The sequence below is a fragment of the Bradyrhizobium sp. INPA03-11B genome (assembly GCF_040446015.1).
In the GTDB taxonomy this organism is placed as follows: Bacteria; Pseudomonadota; Alphaproteobacteria; order Rhizobiales; family Xanthobacteraceae; genus Bradyrhizobium; species Bradyrhizobium macuxiense_A.
Genome location: NZ_JASGSR010000134.1, coordinates 1 through 20,787 on the forward strand (window position 1 = coordinate 1; position 20,787 = coordinate 20,787).

Sequence of the window (20,787 nt, forward strand, 5' to 3'; positions counted from 1 at the left end):
TGCCGATTCTGGAATCCCAGGCTCAGCGTCCGAGTCAATCTGTCGCATCAGATCTGTGCATGCCCTAGGGCGAAAGCAGGGACGACGGCGGTGGTGCACCGCGCAAGTTCATCTTGCGCTGCGGCAAAAAAAGCGCACACTCGGGAGGAGCCGGGCAGCCTCTGGAGTAGCCACGCCATGTCTCCCCAGATCTTGCCTTCCGAGACCGAAATCCGTGCCAAAAGCGCTGCGGAAGCCAGCCTTCTCGAAGCGACTGCACAGGAGGAGGATGCGCGGCTGCGCAACGACATCCGGCTGCTGGGGCGCGTCCTGGGCGACACCGTGCGGGACCAGGAAGGGGCCGACGTGTTCGACCTGGTCGAGCGCATCCGCCAGACTTCGGTCCGGTTCCATCGCGACGAGGACAAGCTGGCCCGGCGGGAGCTGGAAGGCATCCTCGACGGCATGTCGATCGCCGAGACACTGCGGATCGTCCGCGCGTTCAGCTACTTCTCTCACCTCGCCAACATTGCCGAGGACCAGAACAACATCCGCCAGATGCGCAGCCGCGGCCCGAGCGGGGCGCCGCGGCCGAGCACGCTGGAGCAGACGCTGGTGCATGCCCGCCAGGCCGGCATCAGCCCGGCCGACCTGCGCAGCTTCTTCAAGAGCGCGCTGGTCAGCCCGGTCTTGACCGCGCATCCGACCGAGGTCCGCCGCAAGAGCACGATGGACCGCGAGATGGAGATCGCCGATCTGCTCGACCGCCGCGAGCGATTGCAGATGACGCCGGAGGAGAGCGAAGCCAGCGACGAGCAGCTGCGCCGTGCGGTCGTGACGCTATGGCAGACCAATCTGCTGCGCCGGACCAAGCTGACCGTGCTCGACGAGGTCGCCAACGGCCTGTCGTTTTACGACTACACCTTCCTGCAAGAGGTGCCGCGGCTGCATTGCGCGCTGGAGGACCGGCTGAACAAGGAGGGCGGCGAGGGCGGCGATCTCGCCTCGTTCCTCAGGATGGGAAGCTGGATCGGCGGCGATCGCGACGGCAATCCGTTCGTCACCGCAGAGGTGATGCGCGGCACGCTGCGGCTGCAGTCGAGCCGGGTGCTCAGCTTCTATCTCGAGGAACTGCACGCGCTCGGCGCCGAGCTATCGCTGGCAGCGCATCTCGCTGACGTCTCGGAGGAGCTGCGGATCCTTGCCGAGCGTTCGCCCGACACCTCGCCGCATCGCAGCGGCGAGCCCTATCGCCTGGCGGTCTCCGGCATCTATGCGCGGCTCGCAGCCACAGCGACGCGGCTCGAGGTCGAGACCACCCGGCCGCCGGTCGGAAAAGCCGAGCCCTATGCGACCGTCAGGGAATTCCAGGCCGATCTCGATGTGCTCAACCGTTCGCTGATCGCGAACAATTCCGGCGTGATCGCGCGCGGCCGGCTGCGGCAGTTGCGGCGCGCGGTGGATTGCTTCGGCTTCCATCTGGCGCGGCTCGACATCCGCCAGAACTCGGCGGTGCATGAGCGCACCGTCGCCGAGCTGCTCGATACCGCCAATCCCGGCATGTCCTATCTGGCGCTCGGCGAGGATGCGCGCGTCAGCCTGCTGCTCGGCGAGCTGCGCAGCGCGCGGCCGTTGGCCTCGCCCTTCGTCAAATATTCCGAGGAGACCCAAAGCGAGCTCGCGGTGTTCCGCGCCGCGGCCGAGGCGCACGCCAAATTCGGTCCCGAGGTGATCTCCCAATGCATCATCTCGATGTGCCAGGGCATGTCCGACATGCTCGAGGTCGCGGTGCTCTTGAAGGAGGTCGGGCTGGTCAATCCGTCCGGCCGCGGCGCCGTCAACATCGTGCCGCTGTTCGAGACCATCGAGGACCTGCAGGCATCGAGCGGCATCATGGACCGCATGCTGGTGCTGCACGACTACCGCAAGCTGGTGGACAGTCTCGGCAGTGTGCAGGAGGTGATGCTCGGCTATTCCGACAGCAACAAGGATGGCGGCTTCGTCACCTCGGGCTGGGAACTCTACAAGGCCGAGATCGGCCTCGTCGAGGTGTTCGAGCGCCACGGCGTGCGGCTGCGCCTGTTCCACGGCCGCGGCGGTTCGGTCGGCCGCGGCGGCGGCCCGAGCTATGATGCGATCATCGCGCAGCCCGGCGGCGCGGTGAACGGCCAGATCCGCATCACCGAGCAGGGCGAGATCATCTCCTCGAAATATTCCAATGCCGAGGTCGGCCGCAGCAATCTGGAGATCCTCGCCGCGGCGACGCTGGAAACCAGCCTGCTGCAGCCGCGGCGGAGCGCGCCGCGCCCCGAATATCTCAAGGCGATGGAGGAAATCTCGGCGCTCGCCTTCAAGGCCTATCGCCGGCTCGTCTACGAGACACCGGGTTTCGCCGACTACTTCTGGGGCTCGACCGTGATCAACGAGATCGCGACCTTGAACATCGGTAGCCGTCCGGCCTCGCGCAAGAAGACGCGCGAGATCGAGGATCTTCGCGCGATCCCCTGGGTGTTCTCCTGGGCACAGTGCCGGCTGATGCTGCCGGGCTGGTATGGCTTCGGCGCTGCAGTCGAGACCTGGATCGCTGAGCATCCGGAGCAGGGCATGCCGTTCCTGCAGGAGCTCTACCGGGAATGGCCGTTCTTCCGCACGCTGCTGTCCAACATGGACATGGTGCTGGCGAAGAGCTCGATCGCGATCGCCTCGCGCTATGCCGAGCTGGTGTCCGACGTCGCGCTGCGCGAGAAGATCTTCGGCGAGATCCGCCGCGAGTGGCACCTCTCGATCGAGACGCTGCTCGACATCATGGGCCATGACCGGCTGCTGCAGGGCAACCCGCTGCTGGAACGCGGCATCCGCAACCGCTTCCCTTACATGGATCCGCTCAACCATGTGCAGGTCGAGCTGTTGAAGGAGCATCGCGCGCAAAACCCGGACGAGCAGGTGCTGCGCGGGATACAGATCACGATCAACGGGATCTCGGCGGGGCTGCGAAACAGCGGCTAAGGCGGTGATGCTAACGCCGTCATTGCGAGCGCAGCGAAGCAATCCATTGGGCCGCAAGCGGTGAGGTGGATTGCTTCGTCGCTTCGCTCCTCGCAATGACGACGGAAGGCAAGTCCATCAGCAGTTGTGCGCGCCCCGCGTCTCCACATACACCGCATACAGCGACTGGCTCGCCGTCATGAACAGTCGGTTGCGCTTCCTGCCGCCGAAGGTGAGGTTGGCGCAAGTTTCCGGCAGCAGGATCTGGCCGATGCGTTGGCCGTCGGGCGCGAACACCTGGACGCCGTCATAGCCCGGTCCGACCCAGCCGGCGCCGACCCAGATATTGCCGTCGATGTCGACGCGCATGCCGTCCGGGAAGCCCGACTTGCCGTCCAGCGTCATGTCGATCAGCGTGCGCGGGTTGGACAGCTTGTCGCCGTTGAGGTCGTACTGCCAGACGATGTTCTTCGCGTTCGGGTAGTGCGTGATGCCGGTGTCGCAGACATAGACCTTCTTGTAGTCGTGGCTGAAGGCGATGCCGTTCGGCTTGAACGGTTCGTCGCAGACCTTGGTGATCTGTCCGGTCGTGGCGTCGATGCGATAGACGGCTTCTTTCTGGTAGGGCTGGTTCGAGCCGGTGTTGGCACGCTGACCTTCATAGATCGAGACGGCGCCGTAGCCGGGATCGGTGAACCAGATCGACTTGTCGTTGGGGTGCACGACCATGTCGTTCGGCCCATTGAGCTGCTTGCCGTTGGCCTGCTCCGCCAAGGACGTGACGGTTCCGTCGTGCTCGTAACGCACCAGCCGCGTGCGCTCGGCGGTGATCTGCCGGCCCTCGAAATCGAAGGTCGAGCCGTTGGCTTCGTTCGACGGCTTGTGGAACTGCTCGGAGATGTGGCCGTCATCGTCGAGATAGCGCAACTGCCGGTTGGCCGGGATGTCGCTCCACACCAGATACTGGCCCTGCGCGTTCCAGGCCGGGCCTTCCGCCCACAGGCAGCCGGTGTACAGCCGCTTGATCGCGGTGTTGCCGACCTTGGCCTTGAAGCGCTTGTCGTCGATCACGACGATATCCGGATCGGGATAACGCTGCGGTTCCGCGTTGCGGCCGTAGTCGCGCGCAGATGCATCTGATGCCGCCATCGCGGTTGCAGCAAGCGCGGTTGCGCCGCGCAAAATGGTCCGACGGTCGAACGCCTTCGTTCCGTCGCTCTCGTGTTGCTCTGTGTTGCTTGGAGTTGCGTTGCTTGGATTTGTCACGAAAGTCCTCCCAGGTTTCTTGTTATCGGGGAGGACGATCATGCGCCCGCAATTCTGGCACAATGCGGGCACGCTATGAAGAAACAACCAAAGAGTGTGCCGCCCCCGCTGCTTCGCGGAGGCGACTTTTTCATAAAACTGTCAGATCGAAGTTCAGATCGGATCCCAGGTGAAGACGTCGGCCGAGCGGTCGAGCTTGGCGAACGATCCCTTCAGCGCCGGCATGCCGTGTTCCGCAATCGTCTCCGGGGTCCAGCCTTCGCCGCGATGCACCGAGCGCACCGGACGGTGCTGGCCGAACAGGAAGATCTCGTTCATGCGCACGCCGAAGATCTGGCCGGTGACGTCCTTGGCAGCGTCCGACAGCAGATAGGCGCAGACCGGCGCGATCTTCTCGGGGCCCATCTGCTTGATCTTCTCGACGCGCGCCTTCTCGGCGTCGGTCTCGGTCGGGATGGTGCCGATCATGCGGGTCCAGGCGAACGGCGACACGCAGTTCGAGCGCACGTTGAAACGGCCCATGTCGAGCGCGATCGATTTCGAGAGGCCGACGATGCCGAGCTTGGCGGCGGCGTAGTTGGCCTGGCCGTAATTGCCGATCAGGCCCGAAGTCGAGGTGAAGTGCACGAACGAGCCCGACTCCTGCTCGCGATAGATGCGCGCTGCGGCGTGGCTGACATAGAACGAGCCCATCAGATGCACCTTGATGACGGCCTCGAAGGCTTCCACGCTCATCTTGTGGAAGATCATGTCGCGCAGGATGCCGGCATTGTTGACGACGCCGTCGAGCCGGCCGAAATGATCGGTCGCGGTCTTCACGATCTTGCTGGCAGGAATGGCTTCCGCCACCGACTCGAAATTGGCGACCGCCGTGCCGCCGCGCTTCTTGATCTCCTCGACCACCTCCTCGGCGGGCGCCGCGCTCGAGCCGCCACCGTCGGCCGCGCCGCCGGGATCGTTGACCACGACCTTGGCGCCTTCCGCCGCGCAAAGCAGCGCGATCTCTCGGCCGATGCCGCGGCCCGCGCCGGTGACGATGATGACTTTATCCTGCAGTGATTTTGCCATGTGGGTTCTCCTTGTTTCTGTCCGTCATTTCGGGGCGATGCGCTAGCATCGAACCCGGAATCTCGAGGTTCCGGGTTCGCGCTTCGCGCGCCCCGGAATGACGGGTTGGGTTACTTCTCGTTCGCAAAGATGATCGTGCCACTTGCAGCGAACATGCCGCCGACGCCGTGGCAGACCGAGATCTTGGCGTTCGGCACCTGCGCCGGTGCGATGCCGCGCATCTGCCGCACGCTCTCCTGCAACGCATACATGCCGTACATGCCAGAGTGCATGTAGCTGAGGCCGCCGCCATTGGTGTTGAGCGGCAGCTTGCCGCCGGGGCGGGTGTTGCCGTCGGCGATGAACTTGCCGGTTTCCTCATAGGGCATGAAGCCGAGGTCGCCGAGGCCGTAGAGCGGCAGATGCGCGAAGGCGTCGTAGATCATCAGGTGATCGACGTCCTTGTGGGTGATGCCGGCCTCTTTGAAGGCGAGGGGGCCCGCCACCTTGAAGGCGCGCGACGAGTCGAACGTCTTCATCTGGCTGACCATCGGTGTTTCCACGCTCTCGCCGGTGCCGAGGATGTAGACCGGCTTTTGCGGGAAATCCTTGGCGCGGTCGGCGGAGGTCAGGATCAGCGCGCCGCCGCCGTCGGTGACGAGGCAGCATTGCAGCAGCCGGAACGGATAGGCGATCATCCGCGAGTTCAGGACGTCGGCGACCGTGATCGGATCCTTCATGGTGGCGCGCGGGTTCTTCGCGGCCCATTCGCGCTGCACGACCGCGACCATCGCAAGCTGCTCATGCGTGATGCCATGCGTCTTCATGAAACGCAGCACCGGAATCGGGAACATGCTCGGCGGCCCGTAGACGCCGAACGGCGATTCGAACTGGCCGTTTAGGCTGTCGGGGGCGGTGAAGCGCGGCTGCTTGCCGATCATCGACTTGCCGCTCTCGGCATGGGTGATCAGCACGGTCTTGCAGAGGCCGGCCTCGATCGCGGCGGCGGCGTGGCGGACATGCAGCATGAAGGAGCAGCCGCCGACCGAGGTGCCGTCGACCCAGGTCGGCGTGATGCCGAGATAGTGCGCCATCTGCTGCGGGGTCTCGACCGCGGTGGCGAAGCCGTCGATGTCGGACAGCTTCAGGCCGGCATCCGCGATCGCATTCAGCGCCGCGTCCGCGTGCAGCTGGATCTGCGACATGTTCGGGATCACGCCGAGTTCGGTGGTTTCGGCCGCACCGACGACGGCAACCTGGTTCCTGCGCATCGCGTTACCCCTTCGCCGGACGGAACAAGGGAAGGGTGATCTTGTCGTCGAGCGCCTCGAAGGCGACCTCGAGCGGCATGTCGAGCTCGAGCGCTTCCGGCGTCTGCGGACAATCGATGATGTTGCTCATCATGCGCGGGCCTTCGTCGAGCTCGACCACCGCGATCGCATAAGGCGGGGTGAAGCCCGGCGCGGCGGGGCGATGGTTGATGACGTAGCTGTAGAGCTTGCCCTTGCCGCTGGCCTTGAACACCGAGACCTTGCGCGAGGCGCAGGAGGGGCAGAACGGCCGCGGCGGAAAGTAGACATTGGCACAGGCGTCGCAGCGCTGCAGGCGCAGCTCGCCGGCCTTGGTGCCGTCCCAGAAATGCTGGGTCTCAGGTGTCGGTTTTGGTTTCGCGCGCGCGGGCTCGGCCATGGCTGATGTCTCCTCCCGAAATCGTTACAGTCTTGATGCGCCATCGGACCAAGGGCCGTCAACGGTCCATCCTTGCTGCGCGCAGCGGCCTGTGTCCGGCGCATGCCGCATATTCCGCCCCTCGCACAATTGCTAAGGCCGCGATGCTTGTGTCGCTTCGATCCGGCGCGTAGAAGGGCCGCGTCCAAGACAGGCTCAAGACACGCCCAGACACGTCAGAAATACCCGGGAGGATAATATCATGCTGAGGATCATCGGCGCGGCACTCGCTGCCAGCCTCGCATTTGCCACGCAGGCCAGCGTTACGAAGGCTGTGGCCGCCGACGCACCGTCGGAGATCAAGATCGGCACGCTCTATGCGTCCTCGGGGCGCTATGCCTCGATCTCGATGCCGGTCTACAGCTCATTGAAATTGTGGGTCGAGCAGAAGAACGCCGAGGGCGGCGTCTTCGTGAAGGCGTTCGACAAGAAGATCCCGATCAAGCTCGTCTCCTATGACGACCAGAGCAACACCGCGACCGCCTCGACGCTTTATAACCAGCTCATCACCCAGGATAAGGTCGACCTGCTGGTCGCCGATTCCGGATCGGTGCTGACGGCGCCGGCGGTTGCGATCGCACGCGATCACAAGATGTTCCTGTTCGACCAGACCGGTACCGGCGCGAGCTTCTTCTCCAAGGACAATCCCTACATTGCACTGATGGCCGATCCGGTGTCGACGATCTGGCCGAAGCCGGTCGCGGACTTCATCAGCCATGACGGACCTGGCCTCGGCATCAAGAAGGTCGCGATCCTCTATGCGACCAACGAGTTCACGGGCACCCAGGCCAACGCGTTCCGCAAGTTCGTCAAGGAGTCCAGCGCGCCGATCGAGATCGTCTACGATCAGGGCGTTCCGACCGAGACGACGAACTACAACGTCATCATCAACAATATCAGCAACGCCAATCCCGACGCGGTGATCCATTTCGGCTATGCGCCGAACGACATCGCCTTCCTGCGCAACGTCCAGGACGTCGGCACCAAGTTCAAGATGCTGTTCGCGATCTATGCCGGCCTCGAGACCGAGCTGCTCGAGAAGAACGTCGGTGCCAAGGGCCTCGAGCACATCTGGACCTACGTGCCGCCGTCCGAGCTGGACTATCCCGTCAATTTCGGGATGAACATGAAGGATTTCCGTGCCGCCTGGACCAAGAAGTACAACGACGGCAAGATGGAGTTCGGCTTCAACGCGGTGGCCGGCTACACCACGGCGCTGGTGATCGAGAAGACCCTGTCGGTTGCGACCAGCCTCGACCAGATGGAGCTGCGCCGCGCGGTGTTTTCGCTCAGCGGCGAGCTCAAGACGCTGGACGGCACCTTCGCGCTGGACGAGACCGGCGGCCAGATCGGCGAATTGACGCCGCTCGGCCAGCTCACGGTCGACGAACACGATCACATCAAGTTCGTCTCGATCTATCCGCACGAGACCGCCACCGGCAAGCCGATCTATCCGGCGCCGTGATGCAGGTTAAGTGCGGCAGGCGTAACCTTCGGCGGCGGGCGATAGCATGACCTATGCGCTCGTTGCCGGCGTGCTGTTCGGGCTGTATTTCAGCCTGGTCGGCATCGGCCTCAATCTCGTGTTCGGCGTCATGCGCATCGTCAATCTTGCGCATGGCGACATGCTGATGCTGGGCGCGTTCATTGCGCTGGGTGTGGTCGGCATCGCCGGCATCGACCCGCTGTTCGCGGTGCCGCTGGCTTTCGTGGTCTTCGTGCTCGCGGGCGTGCTGCTTTACTGGGTGCTGGTGCCGCGGCTGCAGGGCTCGGCCAATCCGGAAATGCTGTCGATCATCCTGTTCTTCGGCCTCTCGCAGGTGATCGAAGCCGTCACCACCATCTTCGCCGGCACCAGCGAGCGCTCGATCCAGAGCCGCCTGCTCGGCACCGTGTTCTCGACCATCAAGGTGAAGTGGTTCGGCGGCAAGGCCGCTGGGGCAGGGCCGATCCAGATCTTCGGGCAGGGCTTTCCGGCGCCCTGGGTGATCGCGGCCATCACCAGCCTCGTCGCGATCGGGCTGGTCTACCTCTATCTCTACCATACGCGGCTCGGCACCCTGACCCGCGCGGTGATGTCACGCCGCGACGAGGCCTTGGCAACCGGCATTGACGTCGATCGCGTCTCGGCGGCGGCGTTTGGCATTGGCCTCGGAATCGCGGCCGTTGCCGGCGTGTTCGCGCCGTTCATGTTCGGCTCGGTGACGCCGGCGTTCGGCGCCGATGCGACGGTGACGTCGTTTGCGATCGTCGTGCTGGGCTCGCTCGGCAATCCGCTCGGTACCGCGCTCGGCGGTGTCGTCTATGGTCTCTGCTACATGCTGGTGCAGACCTATCTCAGTTCCTGGGCCGACTTGCTGCCCTATGTGTTGTTGATCGTGATCCTGTTGTTGCGCCCGAGCGGTCTGCTCGGAAGGCGGGTGCGCGTTGCATAACGCCCCGAAACACCTGCTGTTCATCCTGGCGCCGCTGGTGGTGGTGTTCGCGCTGCTGCCCGGCGTCTATCAAAACCATCTGCTGCTGTTCAACTTCGTGATCTTCCTGATCCTCGCGCAAGGCGTGAACATCATCTATGGCTTCACCGGCTATCTGCCGTTCGGCTATGTCGGCTTCTTCGGCGCCGGCGCCTATGGCTTTGCCATCATGGTGATGCATCTGCACACGCCGGCGCCGCTCGCCGTGCTGGTCGGCGGCGGCGTCGCGGTCTTGCTCGGCCTGTTGCTGACGCCGCTGCTGCGGCTGTCGGGCGCGTATTTCGCGATCGCCAACCTCGCGGCCTCGCTCGCGGTGTTGCACTTCGTCGCCAACCCGGCGCTGGAGGGCATCACCAAGGGGCCCTACGGCGTGTCGCTCACCGGCACGTTCAATCCAACCCACGCCTATTATGCGGCGGTCGTGGTGATGGCGCTGACTGTCGGTGCGGTGGTGTATCTGAAGAACTCGCCATTCGGCCTTGCGCTGCAGGCCGTGCGCGAGGATGCGGTGTCGGCCTCGATGGCCGGCGTCAACATCATCAAGATGCGGGTGATCGCCTGGCTCGCCTCGGCATTGGTGGCCGGCCTCGCCGGCGGCATCTACGCCTGGTACGTCTCGGTGTTCTATCCGGACAACGTGTTCTCCGGCGAGTTCTCGATCTTCGCGATCGTGTTCGCATTGTTCGGCGGCGTCGCCACCATCACCGGACCGATCGTCGGCGTGCTGATCCTCTACGGCATCTACAATCTGATCGGCTTCACCACGCCGCAATATTTCCAGCTGATCTATGGTCTCCTGATCATGGGTCTGGTGCTGTTCCTGCCCGCAGGGCTGGTGTCGCTGGCAACGCGCAGGGGGTGGCATGTCCCCTGAGAAAACCCCCATCCTCGAGGTCTCGAAGCTGGTCAAGCGCTTCGGCGGCTTCCACGCGCTCGATGGCCTGAGCTTTCACGTCGTGCCCGGCGAGATCCTCGGCCTTGTCGGCCCGAACGGCTCCGGCAAGACCACCGCGATCAACGTGATTTCCGGCCTCTATGCGCCCGATGGCGGCGAGTTCGTGTTCGACGGCGCGTCCTCGGGCGGCGTCGCCTCGCACAAACTCGTTCACCGCGGCATCAACCGCACCTTCCAGGTGCCAAAGCCGTTCCTGTCGCTCACGGTGCGCGAGAACATCCAGGTGGCGCTGGCCTATGGCGGTGCGACTGGCGCGCCGTCGATCGCCGAGCTGCTCGACGAATATCGGCTCAAGGAGGTCGCCGACCGTCCCGCCGCCGATCTCAACAGTGCGCAGCAGAAGATGCTCGACCTGACCCGCGCGCTCGCCACTCGGCCGCGGCTGCTACTGCTCGACGAGCTCGCGGCTGGCCTCAACCCGGCGGAGCTCGACTGGATCGCCGGCCGCATCAAGGCGCTGGCCGCGACCGGCATGGCGATCATCGTGGTGGAGCATTTGATGGGCTTCATCGAACAGATCACCGACCGCGTCATCGTGCTCAATGCGGGCAAGGAGATCTTTGAAGGCACGCTTGCCACCGCGGTGCGCGAGCCGCAGGTGATCGAGGTGTTTTTGGGAGGCGAGCATGCCCACTGATGCAGCGCCGCTGCTGGGCGCCACCGGCGTCGACGCCGGCTACGGCACCATGCAGGTGTTGTGGGGTGTCGATCTCGACGTTCGCCCCGGCGAGACCGTGCTGCTGCTCGGTGCCAATGGCGCGGGAAAGACCACCTTCCTGAAATCGCTGGTCGGCCTGATCGAGGCCCGCAACGGCAACATCAAGCTCGGCGGCGAGGACATCACCAAAATGCGATCCTCGGATCGCATGAGGCGCGGCATGACCTACATGTCCGAGCTCGCGGTGTTTCCCGATCTGTCGATCGAGGAGAACATCCGGGTCGGCGCGCAGGCACTGGGCCATGCCAATCCGGGCGCACGGGTCGACGAATTGTACGGCCTGTTTCCGGTACTGCGCGACAAGCGCCGCGATCCGGCCTCCAGCCTGTCCGGCGGCCAGCGCAAGATGCTTGGTATCGCCAAGGCGCTGTCGGCCGAGCCGAAGCTGCTGGTCATGGACGAGCCCTCGGCCGGGCTGTCGCCGCTGTTCGTCAAGGAGGTGCTGCGCGCCCTGTCGAGCCTGCAGGGCCGCGGATTGGCACTCCTGATTGCCGAGCAGAATATCGGCTTCCTTGAGATTGCCACCCGCGTGTTCGTGCTGGAAGGCGGGCGCATCCGCTTCTCCGGCACGGTTGCCGAGATGAGCGGCAATGAAGAGCTGCACCGCGCCTATTTCGGGCTGAAGTGATAGTGATGCGAGGCTTGGGGCCGGCGCACTGGAAATCGGCCCCGGTTCGCGCGACAATCAGCTGAAGCCATCAAGTGCAAGCCGTGAAGTGAAAACCATGCCGAAAAATCCGACACTCGCCTCCCTTGCCGCCGATCTCGCCAGCGGCGCCACCTCTGCCCGCAAGCTCGTCGAGCAATGCATCGCCAGGATCGCCGATCCCGCCGGCGAGGGCCAACGCACCTTCATCCATGTCGACCGCGAGGCGGCGCTGGAAGCCGCCGACGCCATGGACCGGCTGCGCAAGGCCAACGCCGCGCCGTCGCCCTTTGCCGGCATTCCGGTCTCGATCAAGGATCTGTTCGACATCAAGGGGCAGGTGACCCGCGCGGGCTCCCGGGCGCTGGAGGATTCCGCCCCGGCGGAGGCCGATGCGCCCGTCGTGGCGCGGCTCAAGCGCGCCGGCTTCATCGTGATCGGCCGCACCAACATGACCGAGTTCGCCTATTCCGGCATCGGCATCAATCCGCATTACGGCACGCCGAAGAGCGCCTGGAACCGGAGCGCCGGCCATGTGCCCGGCGGCTCGTCCTCAGGCGCGGCGGTCTCGATCGCCGACGGCATGGCGTTCGGCGCGCTCGGCACCGACACCGGCGGCTCCTGCCGGATTCCCGCCGCCTTCAACGGCATCGTCGGCTACAAGCCGACGCAGCGCCGGATTCCGCTCGACGGCGGCGTGCCGCTGTCGTTCACACTCGATAGCTACGGCCCGCTGGCCAATTCGGTGGCCTGCTGCGCCGCGCTCGATGCGGTGCTGGCCGACGAGCCGGTGACGCCGATCGCTCCGCGTCCGGTCAAGGGCATGCGGCTCGCGGTGCCGACCACGGTCGCGCTCGATGACCTCGACGATGCCGTCGCAAAAACCTTCGAGCGCGCGCTAGCGGCGCTGTCGCGCGCCGGCGCCCTGATCGAGCACATCGAGGTGCCTGAGCTGCTCGATGTCGGCGTGATGAACACCAAGGGCGGTTTCTCCGCGGCCGAGAGCTATGCCTGGCACCGCTTCCTGCTGGCCAGCAAGGGCGATATCTACGACCCGCGCGTCGCCGTGCGCATCCAGCGCGGCGAGGGTTTTCTGGCGGCCGACTATATCGACCTCATCAACGCGCGCCGCTCGTTCATTGCCCGCACCGAGGCGCGGATCGCGCCCTATGACGCGCTGGTGCTGCCGACCACCGCGAACCTGCCGCCGACCATCGCGAGCCTCGCCGACGACAAGGCGTTCGCCACCGAGAACCTGCGCGCGCTGCGTAATCCCTCGCTGATCAACGTGCTCGATGGCTGCGCGATCTCGCTGCCCGCGCATCGCGAGGGCGAGGCGCCGGTCGGCCTGATGCTCGCCGCCGCGGGCGGTTCTGATCGCCGCATCTTCGAGCTTGCGGCCGGAATGGAGGCCGTCATCCGTGTTTGATCTCACCTTCAATGTCGACGACAAGGGCGTCGCGACGCCGCTGACGCTCGAAATCCGGCAGGCCGTGATCGCCGGCTGGACCGGGCGCGATCCGGTGGCCCGTGACAAGCACATCGCCGAGCTCGAAGCACTCGGCATCGCGCGGCCCGCGACCACGCCGATCTATTACCGCTGCTCGGCGCGCCGGATCACCTTCGCCGACGCCATCGAGGTCTGCGGCGAGGATTCCAGCGGCGAGGTCGAGTTCGTGCTGATCGGCTGGCAGGGCCGCATCTTCGTCGGCTGCGGCTCCGACCATACCGACCGCAAGGTCGAGAGCTACAGCGTCACGGTGTCGAAGCAGGTGTGCGACAAACCGATGGCTTCCGAACTCTGGGAGCTCGAGGACGTCATCGGCCACTGGGACCAGCTCATCCTGCGATCCTGGGCCGTGATCGGCGGTGAGCGCGTGCTCTACCAGGAAGGCACGCTCGATCACATGCTGCCGGTGAAGGACCTGATCGCGCGCGGCTTCGATGGCGGCAAACTGCCCGACGGCTGCGCCATGTTCGGCGGCACCTTCGCGGCCAAAGGCGGCATCCGTCCCGCCAGCCGCTTCGAGTTCGAGCTGGAAGACCCGGTGCTGAAGCGGAAGATCAGCCACGGCTACGACGTGGTGACGCTGCCGGTGAGGGGCTGATCTCTTTCCGCGCATCGTTTTGTTGATGGGCGACTGACGCTTTCTCCACCTGTCGTCCCTGCGAAAGCAGGGACCCATAACCACAGGATTTTGTGGTTGGCACGCTGTGGCCCCAGCCTTCTCAAACAATTGACGACGGTGGCTATGGGTCCCTGCTTTCGCAGGGACGACAGTGAGATTGGGGTGCTGGTCGCGGATGCTCGCCGCCAGAAATCGGGTGGCGCGGGCCGCGCTCATGGGCCAGATTCCGCCCCATGACAGCAACAGCCAAAATCCTCACTCGCCCCACCTCCGACATTCCGGCCCGCGTCGACGCGCTCGACTGGGACCAGATCGCGACCGATCTCGACGGGCAGGGATGCGCCGTCCTGAACAGCCTGCTGACTCCCGAGGAATGCGACGCCATCGCCGCGTTCTATCCCGACGACAGCCGGTTCCGCAGCAAGGTCGTGATGGGCCGCCACGGCTTTGGCCGTGGCGAGTACAAGTACTTCTCCTATCCGCTGCCGGACCTGATCGCGGAGCTGCGGCCGGCGCTGTATGCGCGGCTGACCGCGACCGCCAATCGCTGGAACCAGGCGATGGGGATCGAGATCAGCTATCCATCCTCGCATGCGGGATTCCTGAAGCGCTGCCATGATGCCGGGCAGACCCGGCCGACGCCGCTGCTGCTGCAATATGGCGAGGGCGACTACAACTGCCTGCACCAGGATCTCTACGGCGAGCACGTGTTTCCGATCCAGGTCGCGATCCTGCTGTCGCAGCCGGGGCGCGATTTCACCGGCGGTGAGTTCGTGCTGACCGAGCAACGGCCGCGCATGCAGTCGCGGCCCGAGGTGGTGCCTCTCACCAAGGGCGATGCGGTGGCGTTTGCCGTGCATCATCGTCCGGTGCAGGGGACACGCGGGCCGTATCGTGTCAATCTGCGCCACGGCGTCAGCCGGATCAGGTCCGGCCACCGCCACACCGTTGGTGTGATCTTCCACGACGCGAAGTGAGTGCGAGACAGGCGTGGCCGCTGATCTGTTCGAGACAATTGGCGATGCACGGCCGCCGCGCGAGACAATCGCCGACGGTGCGGTGTTGTTGCGCGGCTTTGTTCGGCCGTTCGAGGCCGAGCTGATCCCGGCCTTGCGCGTGATCGTCAAGCAGGCTCCGTTCCGGCACCTGATCACGCCGGGCGGCCACCGGATGTCGGTCGCGATGACCAATTGCGGCAGTGTCGGCTGGGTCTCCGATCCCAGCGGCTATCGCTATGATCCGATCGATCCTGACTCGGGACAGAACTGGCCTGTTATGCCGGAGGTGCTGCGCGGGCTCGCCGCCGACGCCGCAGCCGCAGCAGGCTTCAACGACTTCGCCCCGCAGGCCTGCCTGATCAATCGCTATGTCCCCGGCGCAAAACTGTCGCTGCATCAGGACAAGGACGAGCTCGACTACGGTGCGCCGATCGTCTCGATCTCGCTCGGGCTGCCGGCGATCTTCCTGTTCGGCAGCCTGAAGCGCAGCGACACGCCGCGCCGCTATCGGTTAGAACATGGCGATGTTGCGGTGTGGGGCGGGCCGTCACGGTTATTTTATCACGGCGTGGCGCCGCTGGCCGAAGGCGAGCACGGCATGCTCGGCCGCCAGCGTATCAACCTGACCTTCCGCAAGGTGCGCTAGCTGCTGCTTAGCGGGCAATATTTCGGAATAATGGAATTATGCACCTGAGTTGCCCGACGCGTCAAGCGCTTTTCCGAGTGCCAGCGCCTGGCTGCTCCTTTGCATGGGGTTGTTTTCGATATTTTGGCGGCGCGTACCTTTGCTTGGTCGCTTCAGTCAGACCAAGGGCCTCCCGCAAATGGGAGAGCTGGTCTAGACTTCGCGGATGACCACCAAGGCCGACCGCGCGGTCAACCGCACCGGCGTCTATCTCGCCGTGCTGCAACTTGTCTTCACGCTGGGCTGGACCACCTACCTGATCTACCTGCCCAAGCTGTGTGCCGATGTCGGCATCGCGCCTTCGACCGTCATCCTGATCCTGATGATGGATCAGGCGATCTTCACCATCACAGATACGGCGATGGGCATGGCTGCCGATCGGATATCGATCCTGGTCGGCCGTCTCGGCTTGTTCGTCGGCATCCTTGCCGCGATCTCCTGCGCCGCCTTCGTCGCGCTGCCTTACGTCGCCGGCACCGGGCCAGGCGCAAAGGTCTGGCTGATCGGGTTGATCGTGATCTGGGCCGTCACATCGTCGGCGTTGCGCGCGCCGCCGCTGACGCTGCTCGGCAAGTATCGCGCGCAGCCCTCGATCCCGTTCCTCGCCGCGCTGGCGATGCTGGGCTACGGCATCGCGGGCGCGGTCTCGCCCTATCTCGGCGTCGTGCTGCGCGACCATGATGCACGGCTGCCGTTCGTGCTGTCGGGCGTCGTGCTGCTGCTGACTGCGCTGGCCTTCTCGGGGATCGAACGCCGCGTCGCCGACGAGGTGCAACCCGAGCGGCTTGCGCCGCCGGCGAGGCGGCTAGGGGCGGTGCCGATGTTCCTGATCGCGTCGATGGTGCTGCTCTCGCTCGGCTATCAGCTGCACTTCAACATCAACAGCGCCCCGTTCTATCTGCGCTTCGCCAAATCGAGCGATCTGCAATGGCTGATGCCGGTGTTCTGGATCGGCTTCAACATCGCGATGTTTCCGGCGAGCATCGTCGTCAAGCATCGCGGCGGGCTGATCGTGATGGGCGCTGCGGGGCTTCTCGGTGCATTCGCCATCGTCGCCGCCGAAATCGCCGGCAGCCTCAACGTCCTGATCGTGGCGCAGTTCATGGCGGGCGCCGCCTGGGGGTGCATGCTGATGAGCGCGGTGTCGGCCGCGCTTGCGATCGGCGAGACCGGCGCCGAAGGCAAGGTGACGGGCCTCGTGTTCTCGGCGCTCGCGCTTGCGACCTTCGCGCGGATGGCGGCGGTGGCCGGCGGCCTGCAGAAGCTGCCGGACTATGCGCCGCTGGTGCACTGGGCGCCGGTCGCCTGCTGGTCGGTCGCCGGCGCCGGCCTGCTCGTGATCGCCGCGTCCCGGCTGCAACGGGGTGTGAAAGCTGCCTAGTTGTTCCGCGCCGGGTGAATGAACGCCCAGGGCGAGACCTCGGAATCGGTAGGCACTTCCACCGAGATCACATAGGGCCCGCCATCGGCGAGCGCCTTCTCCAGCACCGGGCGGAAGTGATCGGGCGAGGTGACGCGCGCGGCGCCGACGCCGAACGACTCCGCGAGCTTGACGAAATCAGGATTGACCAGATCGGAGGCGACGACGCGGCCGTCGAAGCGTTCGCGCTGGTCGCGGCGAACATTGCCATAGGCGTTGTTGTTGAACACCAGCGTCACGACGCCGATCTTGAACTGCACCGCGGTCGCGAGCTCCTGCACGCCGAACATGAAGCCGCCGTCGCCGGTGATCGCGACCACCGGCTTGTTCGGGTTGGCGACCTTGGCGCCGAGCGCGGTCGGGAAGCCCGAGCCAAGCGTGCCCTGATAGCCCGAGGTGACGAAGGTGCGCGGTTCATAGATCGGAAAGCCGTACCAGGAGGCGAAGCCGACCTGCGACAGCTCGTCGGTAACGATGGCGTTCGCCGGCAGCACCTCGCGCAGGATCTTCAGATAAGCCATCTGCGGCTGGATGCGCTGGATCTCCTGCTCGGTGGCTGCGGTCGCCTCGCGAATCGCAGCGCGGCGGCCTGAGGTCTTGCTGTAGCCGGCCTTGCGGACGGCTGCGACGAGGTCGGCGGTGCCGGCCTTGGCGTCGGCGATCACGCCGGCATCGGCCGGCCAGCGGCGCAGCTCGACCGGATCGATGTCGATGCGCACGCATTTCAGCCCGGCCGGCTGATAGGGCCAGCGCGACATCGTCGGCAGCTCCATGCGGGTGCCGATGCCGATCATCAAATCGGTCTTCGGCCAGAGCTTGTAGGCGGAGGCCATGGTGAGCCCGAGCTCGTGCGCATTGGAGACAATGCCGCGGCCGCTGCGGAATGCGACCACCGGCGCGTCGATCATCTCGGCCAGCTCAAGGATCTCCTCGCGTGCCTCGATCGCGCCGCTGCCGACGAAGATCATAGGCGCCTTGCTGCCGGCAATCAGATCGGCGGCCGCCTTGATGCGGTCGGGATCCGGCTGCGGCGCCGGCAACGGATCGAACGGCTTGACGGCCGCGACCTGGGTGCGCTGGGTGAACACGTCCCAAGGCATCTCAAGCGAGGCCGGGCCGCGGCGGCCCGAAAGCATCTCCTGGAATGCGCGTGACACCATCGCGGGCGCGTTGTCGGGATATTCGATCCGGTCGGCCCATTTTACGAAGGTGCGCAGCGTCGCGAGCTGGTCCGGCATCTCATGCAGATGACCGCGGCCCTTGCCGAGGAATTGCGTCGGCACCTGGCCGGTCAGGCACAGCACCGGCTCGTTGCAGCCGAACGCGGTCAATAGCGCGGCCGAGGCGTTGAGCACGCCGGGGCCGGGCACCACGCTGAACACGCCGGGTCTGCCAGAGGAGCGGGCGTAGCCGAACGCCATGTAGCCGCAGGCCTGCTCGTGCCGCGCGCCGATCACCTTGAGCTGCGCCTGGTGGAACGCATCGAACAGGCCGTAGATCTGCGCGCCGGGCAAGCCGAACACGGTGTCGACACCGTGCGCGACGAGGCCGTTGACGATCGCTTCGCCGCCGGATGTTGAGGTCATGGCACTGTCCACTTGCTTGCGAGGTTAGTTGGCTTCGTCGACGACGCCGTTGCGCAGGATGCCGACGCCTTCGGCCTCGACCTCGACGACATCGCCGGGCTTCAGGTAGCGCGGCGGATCGAACCGCGCACCTGCTCCGGTCGGCGTGCCGGTGACGATGATGTCGCCGGGAACCAGCGTCGTGAAGGTCGAGATGTAGTTGATGAGGTAGCGGAAGCCGAAGATCAAGCGCGAGGTGCGGTCGTCCTGCCTGACTTCGCCGTTGACCTTGGTGGTCAGGCGGATGTCGGCGATCTGCGCTTCGCTGGCGTAGGGCACGATCCACGGGCCGAGGCTGCCGGTGGAATCGAAGTTCTTGCCCTGGGTGACGTTGAACTTGGCGTGGCGCACCCAGTCGCGGATGGTGCCTTCATTGCAGAGCGTGATCGCGGCAATGTGATCGAGCGCGGCGCTCTCGGCAATGTGCCGGCCGGCCTTGCCGATCACCAGCACCAGCTCGCCCTCATAGTCGAGTTGCGGCGAAATGCGAGGCCGCACCACCGGCGTGTTGTGGCCGACAAAGGAGCGCGGCACCCGCAGGAACATGCTCGGGTACTTCGGCGCGTCCGAGCCGTCCTTGTACTCGGCATTGCGGTCCGGATAGTTGACGCCGATGCAGATGATCTTGTCCGGCGAGGGGATCGGCGCCTGCCAGGTGACCGCGTCGAGCGCGTGGTCGGGCGATCGCTTGGCAGCGTCCTCTACGAGTCGGGTCAGCGCGCCGGCGGCGATCGCTTCACGCAGGGTCGGATAGTCCTTCGCGAAGCGTGCGGAGAGATCGACGACGCCATTGTCAGTCACAACACCGTAGCGGGTGGCACCATCGATGGAATAGGTGGCGAGGCGAGGGCGAGGGGCGGGCATCAGCAATCCATTCGTTGGTGTCGTCCCGGCGAAAGCCGGGACCCATACTCCGCGGCCATTGGAAGGGGCACGCGGCCAGACATTCGTTCAGCAACTCAATTCGGTGGTTATGGGTCCCGGCTTTCGCCGGGACGACGTGGGGAGAGGCGTGACTAGTCCGCAACCAGCACGTCGGCGACGAAGCGCGGCTCGCGCACGGCTTGGCCAGCGAAGGTCGAGCCCTCCTCGAACCAGGAGCGCGGCGCCGGCGCGCCCCACAGCGTCTGGCGGCGCGGATCGCGCAGCGACCAGCGCAGCGGCTCGTGGTCGTGATCCCCGGTGAAATAATCGCTGGTGTAGAGCTCGATGCGATGGCCGTCGGGATCGCGGATGTAGAGGAAGAAGGCGTTGGAAATGCCGTGCCGGCCCGGGCCGCGCTCGATGTTCTTGAGGAAGCCGGACGAGGCCATCACGTCACAGAGATGCACGATGTTCATCGCGGTCGGCACCCAATAGGCGATGTGGTGCAGGCGCGGGCCTTTGCCATTGGTGATGGCGAAGTCGTGGACATTGCCCTTGCGATGCATCCAGGCAGCGGCGATGCGGCCGTTGTCGCCGTCCTCCTCGGCATATTCGGTGAGGCGGAAGCCGAGCCGGGCGTAGAAATCGACGGTGTCCTGCACCTCGGCGGCGAACACGTTGAAATGGTCGAGCCGTTGCGGATGGCAGCCCTTGTAGAGATCGTAGCGCCGCAGCAGATGCGGGCGCTTCTCCATCGTGGCGTAGAGCTCGATCTGGAAGCCGAACGGATCGGTGAATTGCAGCGTGCGGCCCTGGAACGGCTGATCGACGAAAGCGTAGCTGATGCCGTTTTCCGAGCAGAAAGTGGCGGCCTTGTCGAGGTCGCCGTCATTGCCGACCTTGAAGCCGAGCCGGTTGCAGGCGGCCTTCGCCGCCTTGCGCAGCACAACCGAGTGATGCTGGTGCTCCTCGCTGGCGCGCAGATACACCGACTTGTCGTCGCGGTCCTCGACATGGAGGCCGACCGTCTTCTCGTAGAAGATCGCGCTCTTGTCGAGGTCCGTGACATCGAGCACGGCATGGCTGCAGCGGATAATGTTGAACGGCGGATCGAAAACGTGCGTCGGAACGGGCATCGGTGTTTCCTCAATTTGTGGTCCGTCATTCCGGGCTCGCCGCTAAGCGTCGCCCCGCAATGACAGTGCTGGCTAAATTCCCAGTTTTTGAATCTTGTGCGTCCCGCGTGCGAGCGAGACGTGTTTGGTTTC

18 protein-coding genes are annotated in these 20,787 nt (G+C 65.1%); 11 read left to right on the forward strand and 7 right to left on the reverse strand.

The window, feature by feature from the left end; translation table 11 throughout:
• Positions 1 to 177 precede the first annotated feature (177 nt).
• A complete protein-coding gene (ppc, locus tag QMZ05_RS34760; RefSeq protein ID WP_353704848.1) occupies positions 178 to 2,985 on the forward strand; it encodes a phosphoenolpyruvate carboxylase in 2,808 nt (935 codons plus the stop codon).
• 117 nt (positions 2,986 to 3,102) lie between these two features.
• Here the strand turns inward: ppc and QMZ05_RS34765 are convergent, their stop codons facing one another.
• The 4 genes from QMZ05_RS34765 to QMZ05_RS34780 form a co-directional block, all read right to left on the reverse strand.
• Entirely contained in the window at positions 3,103 to 4,149 is a 1,047-nt protein-coding gene (locus QMZ05_RS34765; protein WP_353704863.1) for an SMP-30/gluconolactonase/LRE family protein, read from the reverse strand.
• 234 nt (positions 4,150 to 4,383) lie between these two features.
• Positions 4,384 to 5,298 carry an SDR family oxidoreductase gene (locus QMZ05_RS34770; RefSeq protein ID WP_028338734.1) on the reverse strand — a complete coding sequence of 305 codons (915 nt, stop codon included), beginning with the start codon at positions 5,296 to 5,298 and terminating at the stop codon, positions 4,384 to 4,386.
• Between the two features lie 110 nt (positions 5,299 to 5,408).
• Positions 5,409 to 6,548, reverse strand: a complete 1,140-nt coding sequence (locus QMZ05_RS34775; protein WP_353704849.1) for a thiolase — start codon at positions 6,546 to 6,548, stop codon at positions 5,409 to 5,411.
• 4 nt (positions 6,549 to 6,552) lie between these two features.
• Complete coding sequence (locus tag QMZ05_RS34780) at positions 6,553 to 6,966, reverse strand: Zn-ribbon domain-containing OB-fold protein (RefSeq protein ID WP_050420086.1); 414 nt, start codon at positions 6,964 to 6,966, stop codon at positions 6,553 to 6,555.
• A 241-nt stretch (positions 6,967 to 7,207) separates the two neighbouring features.
• Between QMZ05_RS34780 and QMZ05_RS34785 the strand changes: the two genes are divergently transcribed.
• The 10 genes from QMZ05_RS34785 to QMZ05_RS34830 all read left to right on the forward strand — a co-directional run bounded on the left by QMZ05_RS34785 (position 7,208) and on the right by QMZ05_RS34830 (position 16,991).
• Positions 7,208 to 8,470, forward strand: coding sequence for an amino acid ABC transporter substrate-binding protein (locus tag QMZ05_RS34785; protein ID WP_353704850.1), 1,263 nt, complete (start codon positions 7,208 to 7,210; stop codon positions 8,468 to 8,470).
• A 46-nt stretch (positions 8,471 to 8,516) separates the two neighbouring features.
• Entirely contained in the window at positions 8,517 to 9,440 is a 924-nt protein-coding gene (locus QMZ05_RS34790; RefSeq protein WP_353704851.1) for a branched-chain amino acid ABC transporter permease, read from the forward strand.
• Complete coding sequence (locus tag QMZ05_RS34795) at positions 9,433 to 10,353, forward strand: branched-chain amino acid ABC transporter permease (RefSeq protein WP_353704852.1); 921 nt, start codon at positions 9,433 to 9,435, stop codon at positions 10,351 to 10,353. The genes QMZ05_RS34790 and QMZ05_RS34795 overlap by 8 nt, the downstream gene beginning before the upstream one ends.
• Positions 10,343 to 11,071: an ABC transporter ATP-binding protein gene (locus QMZ05_RS34800; RefSeq protein WP_353704853.1), complete on the forward strand. Its 729-nt coding sequence runs from the start codon at positions 10,343 to 10,345 to the stop codon at positions 11,069 to 11,071. The genes QMZ05_RS34795 and QMZ05_RS34800 overlap by 11 nt, the downstream gene beginning before the upstream one ends.
• Complete coding sequence (locus QMZ05_RS34805; RefSeq protein ID WP_353704854.1) at positions 11,061 to 11,780, forward strand: ABC transporter ATP-binding protein; 720 nt, start codon at positions 11,061 to 11,063, stop codon at positions 11,778 to 11,780. The genes QMZ05_RS34800 and QMZ05_RS34805 overlap by 11 nt, the downstream gene beginning before the upstream one ends.
• Before the next feature lie 97 nt (positions 11,781 to 11,877).
• Positions 11,878 to 13,227 (forward strand): amidase, encoded by a 1,350-nt coding sequence (locus QMZ05_RS34810; protein ID WP_353704855.1) that lies wholly within the window; start codon positions 11,878 to 11,880, stop codon positions 13,225 to 13,227.
• Complete coding sequence (locus tag QMZ05_RS34815; RefSeq protein ID WP_353704856.1) at positions 13,220 to 13,906, forward strand: DUF2848 domain-containing protein; 687 nt, start codon at positions 13,220 to 13,222, stop codon at positions 13,904 to 13,906. Before QMZ05_RS34810 ends, QMZ05_RS34815 begins: the two co-directional genes overlap by 8 nt.
• Before the next feature lie 254 nt (positions 13,907 to 14,160).
• Positions 14,161 to 14,904 carry a 2OG-Fe(II) oxygenase gene (locus QMZ05_RS34820; protein WP_353704857.1) on the forward strand — a complete coding sequence of 248 codons (744 nt, stop codon included), beginning with the start codon at positions 14,161 to 14,163 and terminating at the stop codon, positions 14,902 to 14,904.
• Between the two features lie 13 nt (positions 14,905 to 14,917).
• On the forward strand, positions 14,918 to 15,571 hold the full coding sequence (gene alkB, locus QMZ05_RS34825; protein WP_353704858.1) for a DNA oxidative demethylase AlkB: 654 nt from the start codon (positions 14,918 to 14,920) through the stop codon (positions 15,569 to 15,571).
• A 205-nt stretch (positions 15,572 to 15,776) separates the two neighbouring features.
• Positions 15,777 to 16,991: an MFS transporter gene (locus tag QMZ05_RS34830; RefSeq protein ID WP_353704859.1), complete on the forward strand. Its 1,215-nt coding sequence runs from the start codon at positions 15,777 to 15,779 to the stop codon at positions 16,989 to 16,991.
• On the opposite strand, the gene QMZ05_RS34835 is transcribed toward QMZ05_RS34830, so the two are convergent.
• The 3 genes from QMZ05_RS34835 to hpaD form a co-directional block, all read right to left on the reverse strand.
• A complete protein-coding gene (locus tag QMZ05_RS34835) occupies positions 16,988 to 18,616 on the reverse strand; it encodes a thiamine pyrophosphate-dependent enzyme (protein ID WP_353704860.1) in 1,629 nt (542 codons plus the stop codon). The two genes, QMZ05_RS34830 and QMZ05_RS34835, sit on opposite strands and share 4 nt — an antisense overlap.
• A 24-nt stretch (positions 18,617 to 18,640) precedes the next feature.
• The gene (locus QMZ05_RS34840; protein ID WP_353704861.1) at positions 18,641 to 19,519 is read right to left on the reverse strand and encodes a fumarylacetoacetate hydrolase family protein; all 879 of its coding nucleotides are present in this window, start codon (positions 19,517 to 19,519) and stop codon (positions 18,641 to 18,643) included.
• A gap of 152 nt (positions 19,520 to 19,671) precedes the next feature.
• Complete coding sequence (gene hpaD, locus QMZ05_RS34845; protein WP_353704862.1) at positions 19,672 to 20,655, reverse strand: 3,4-dihydroxyphenylacetate 2,3-dioxygenase; 984 nt, start codon at positions 20,653 to 20,655, stop codon at positions 19,672 to 19,674.
• Positions 20,656 to 20,787 lie beyond the last annotated feature (132 nt).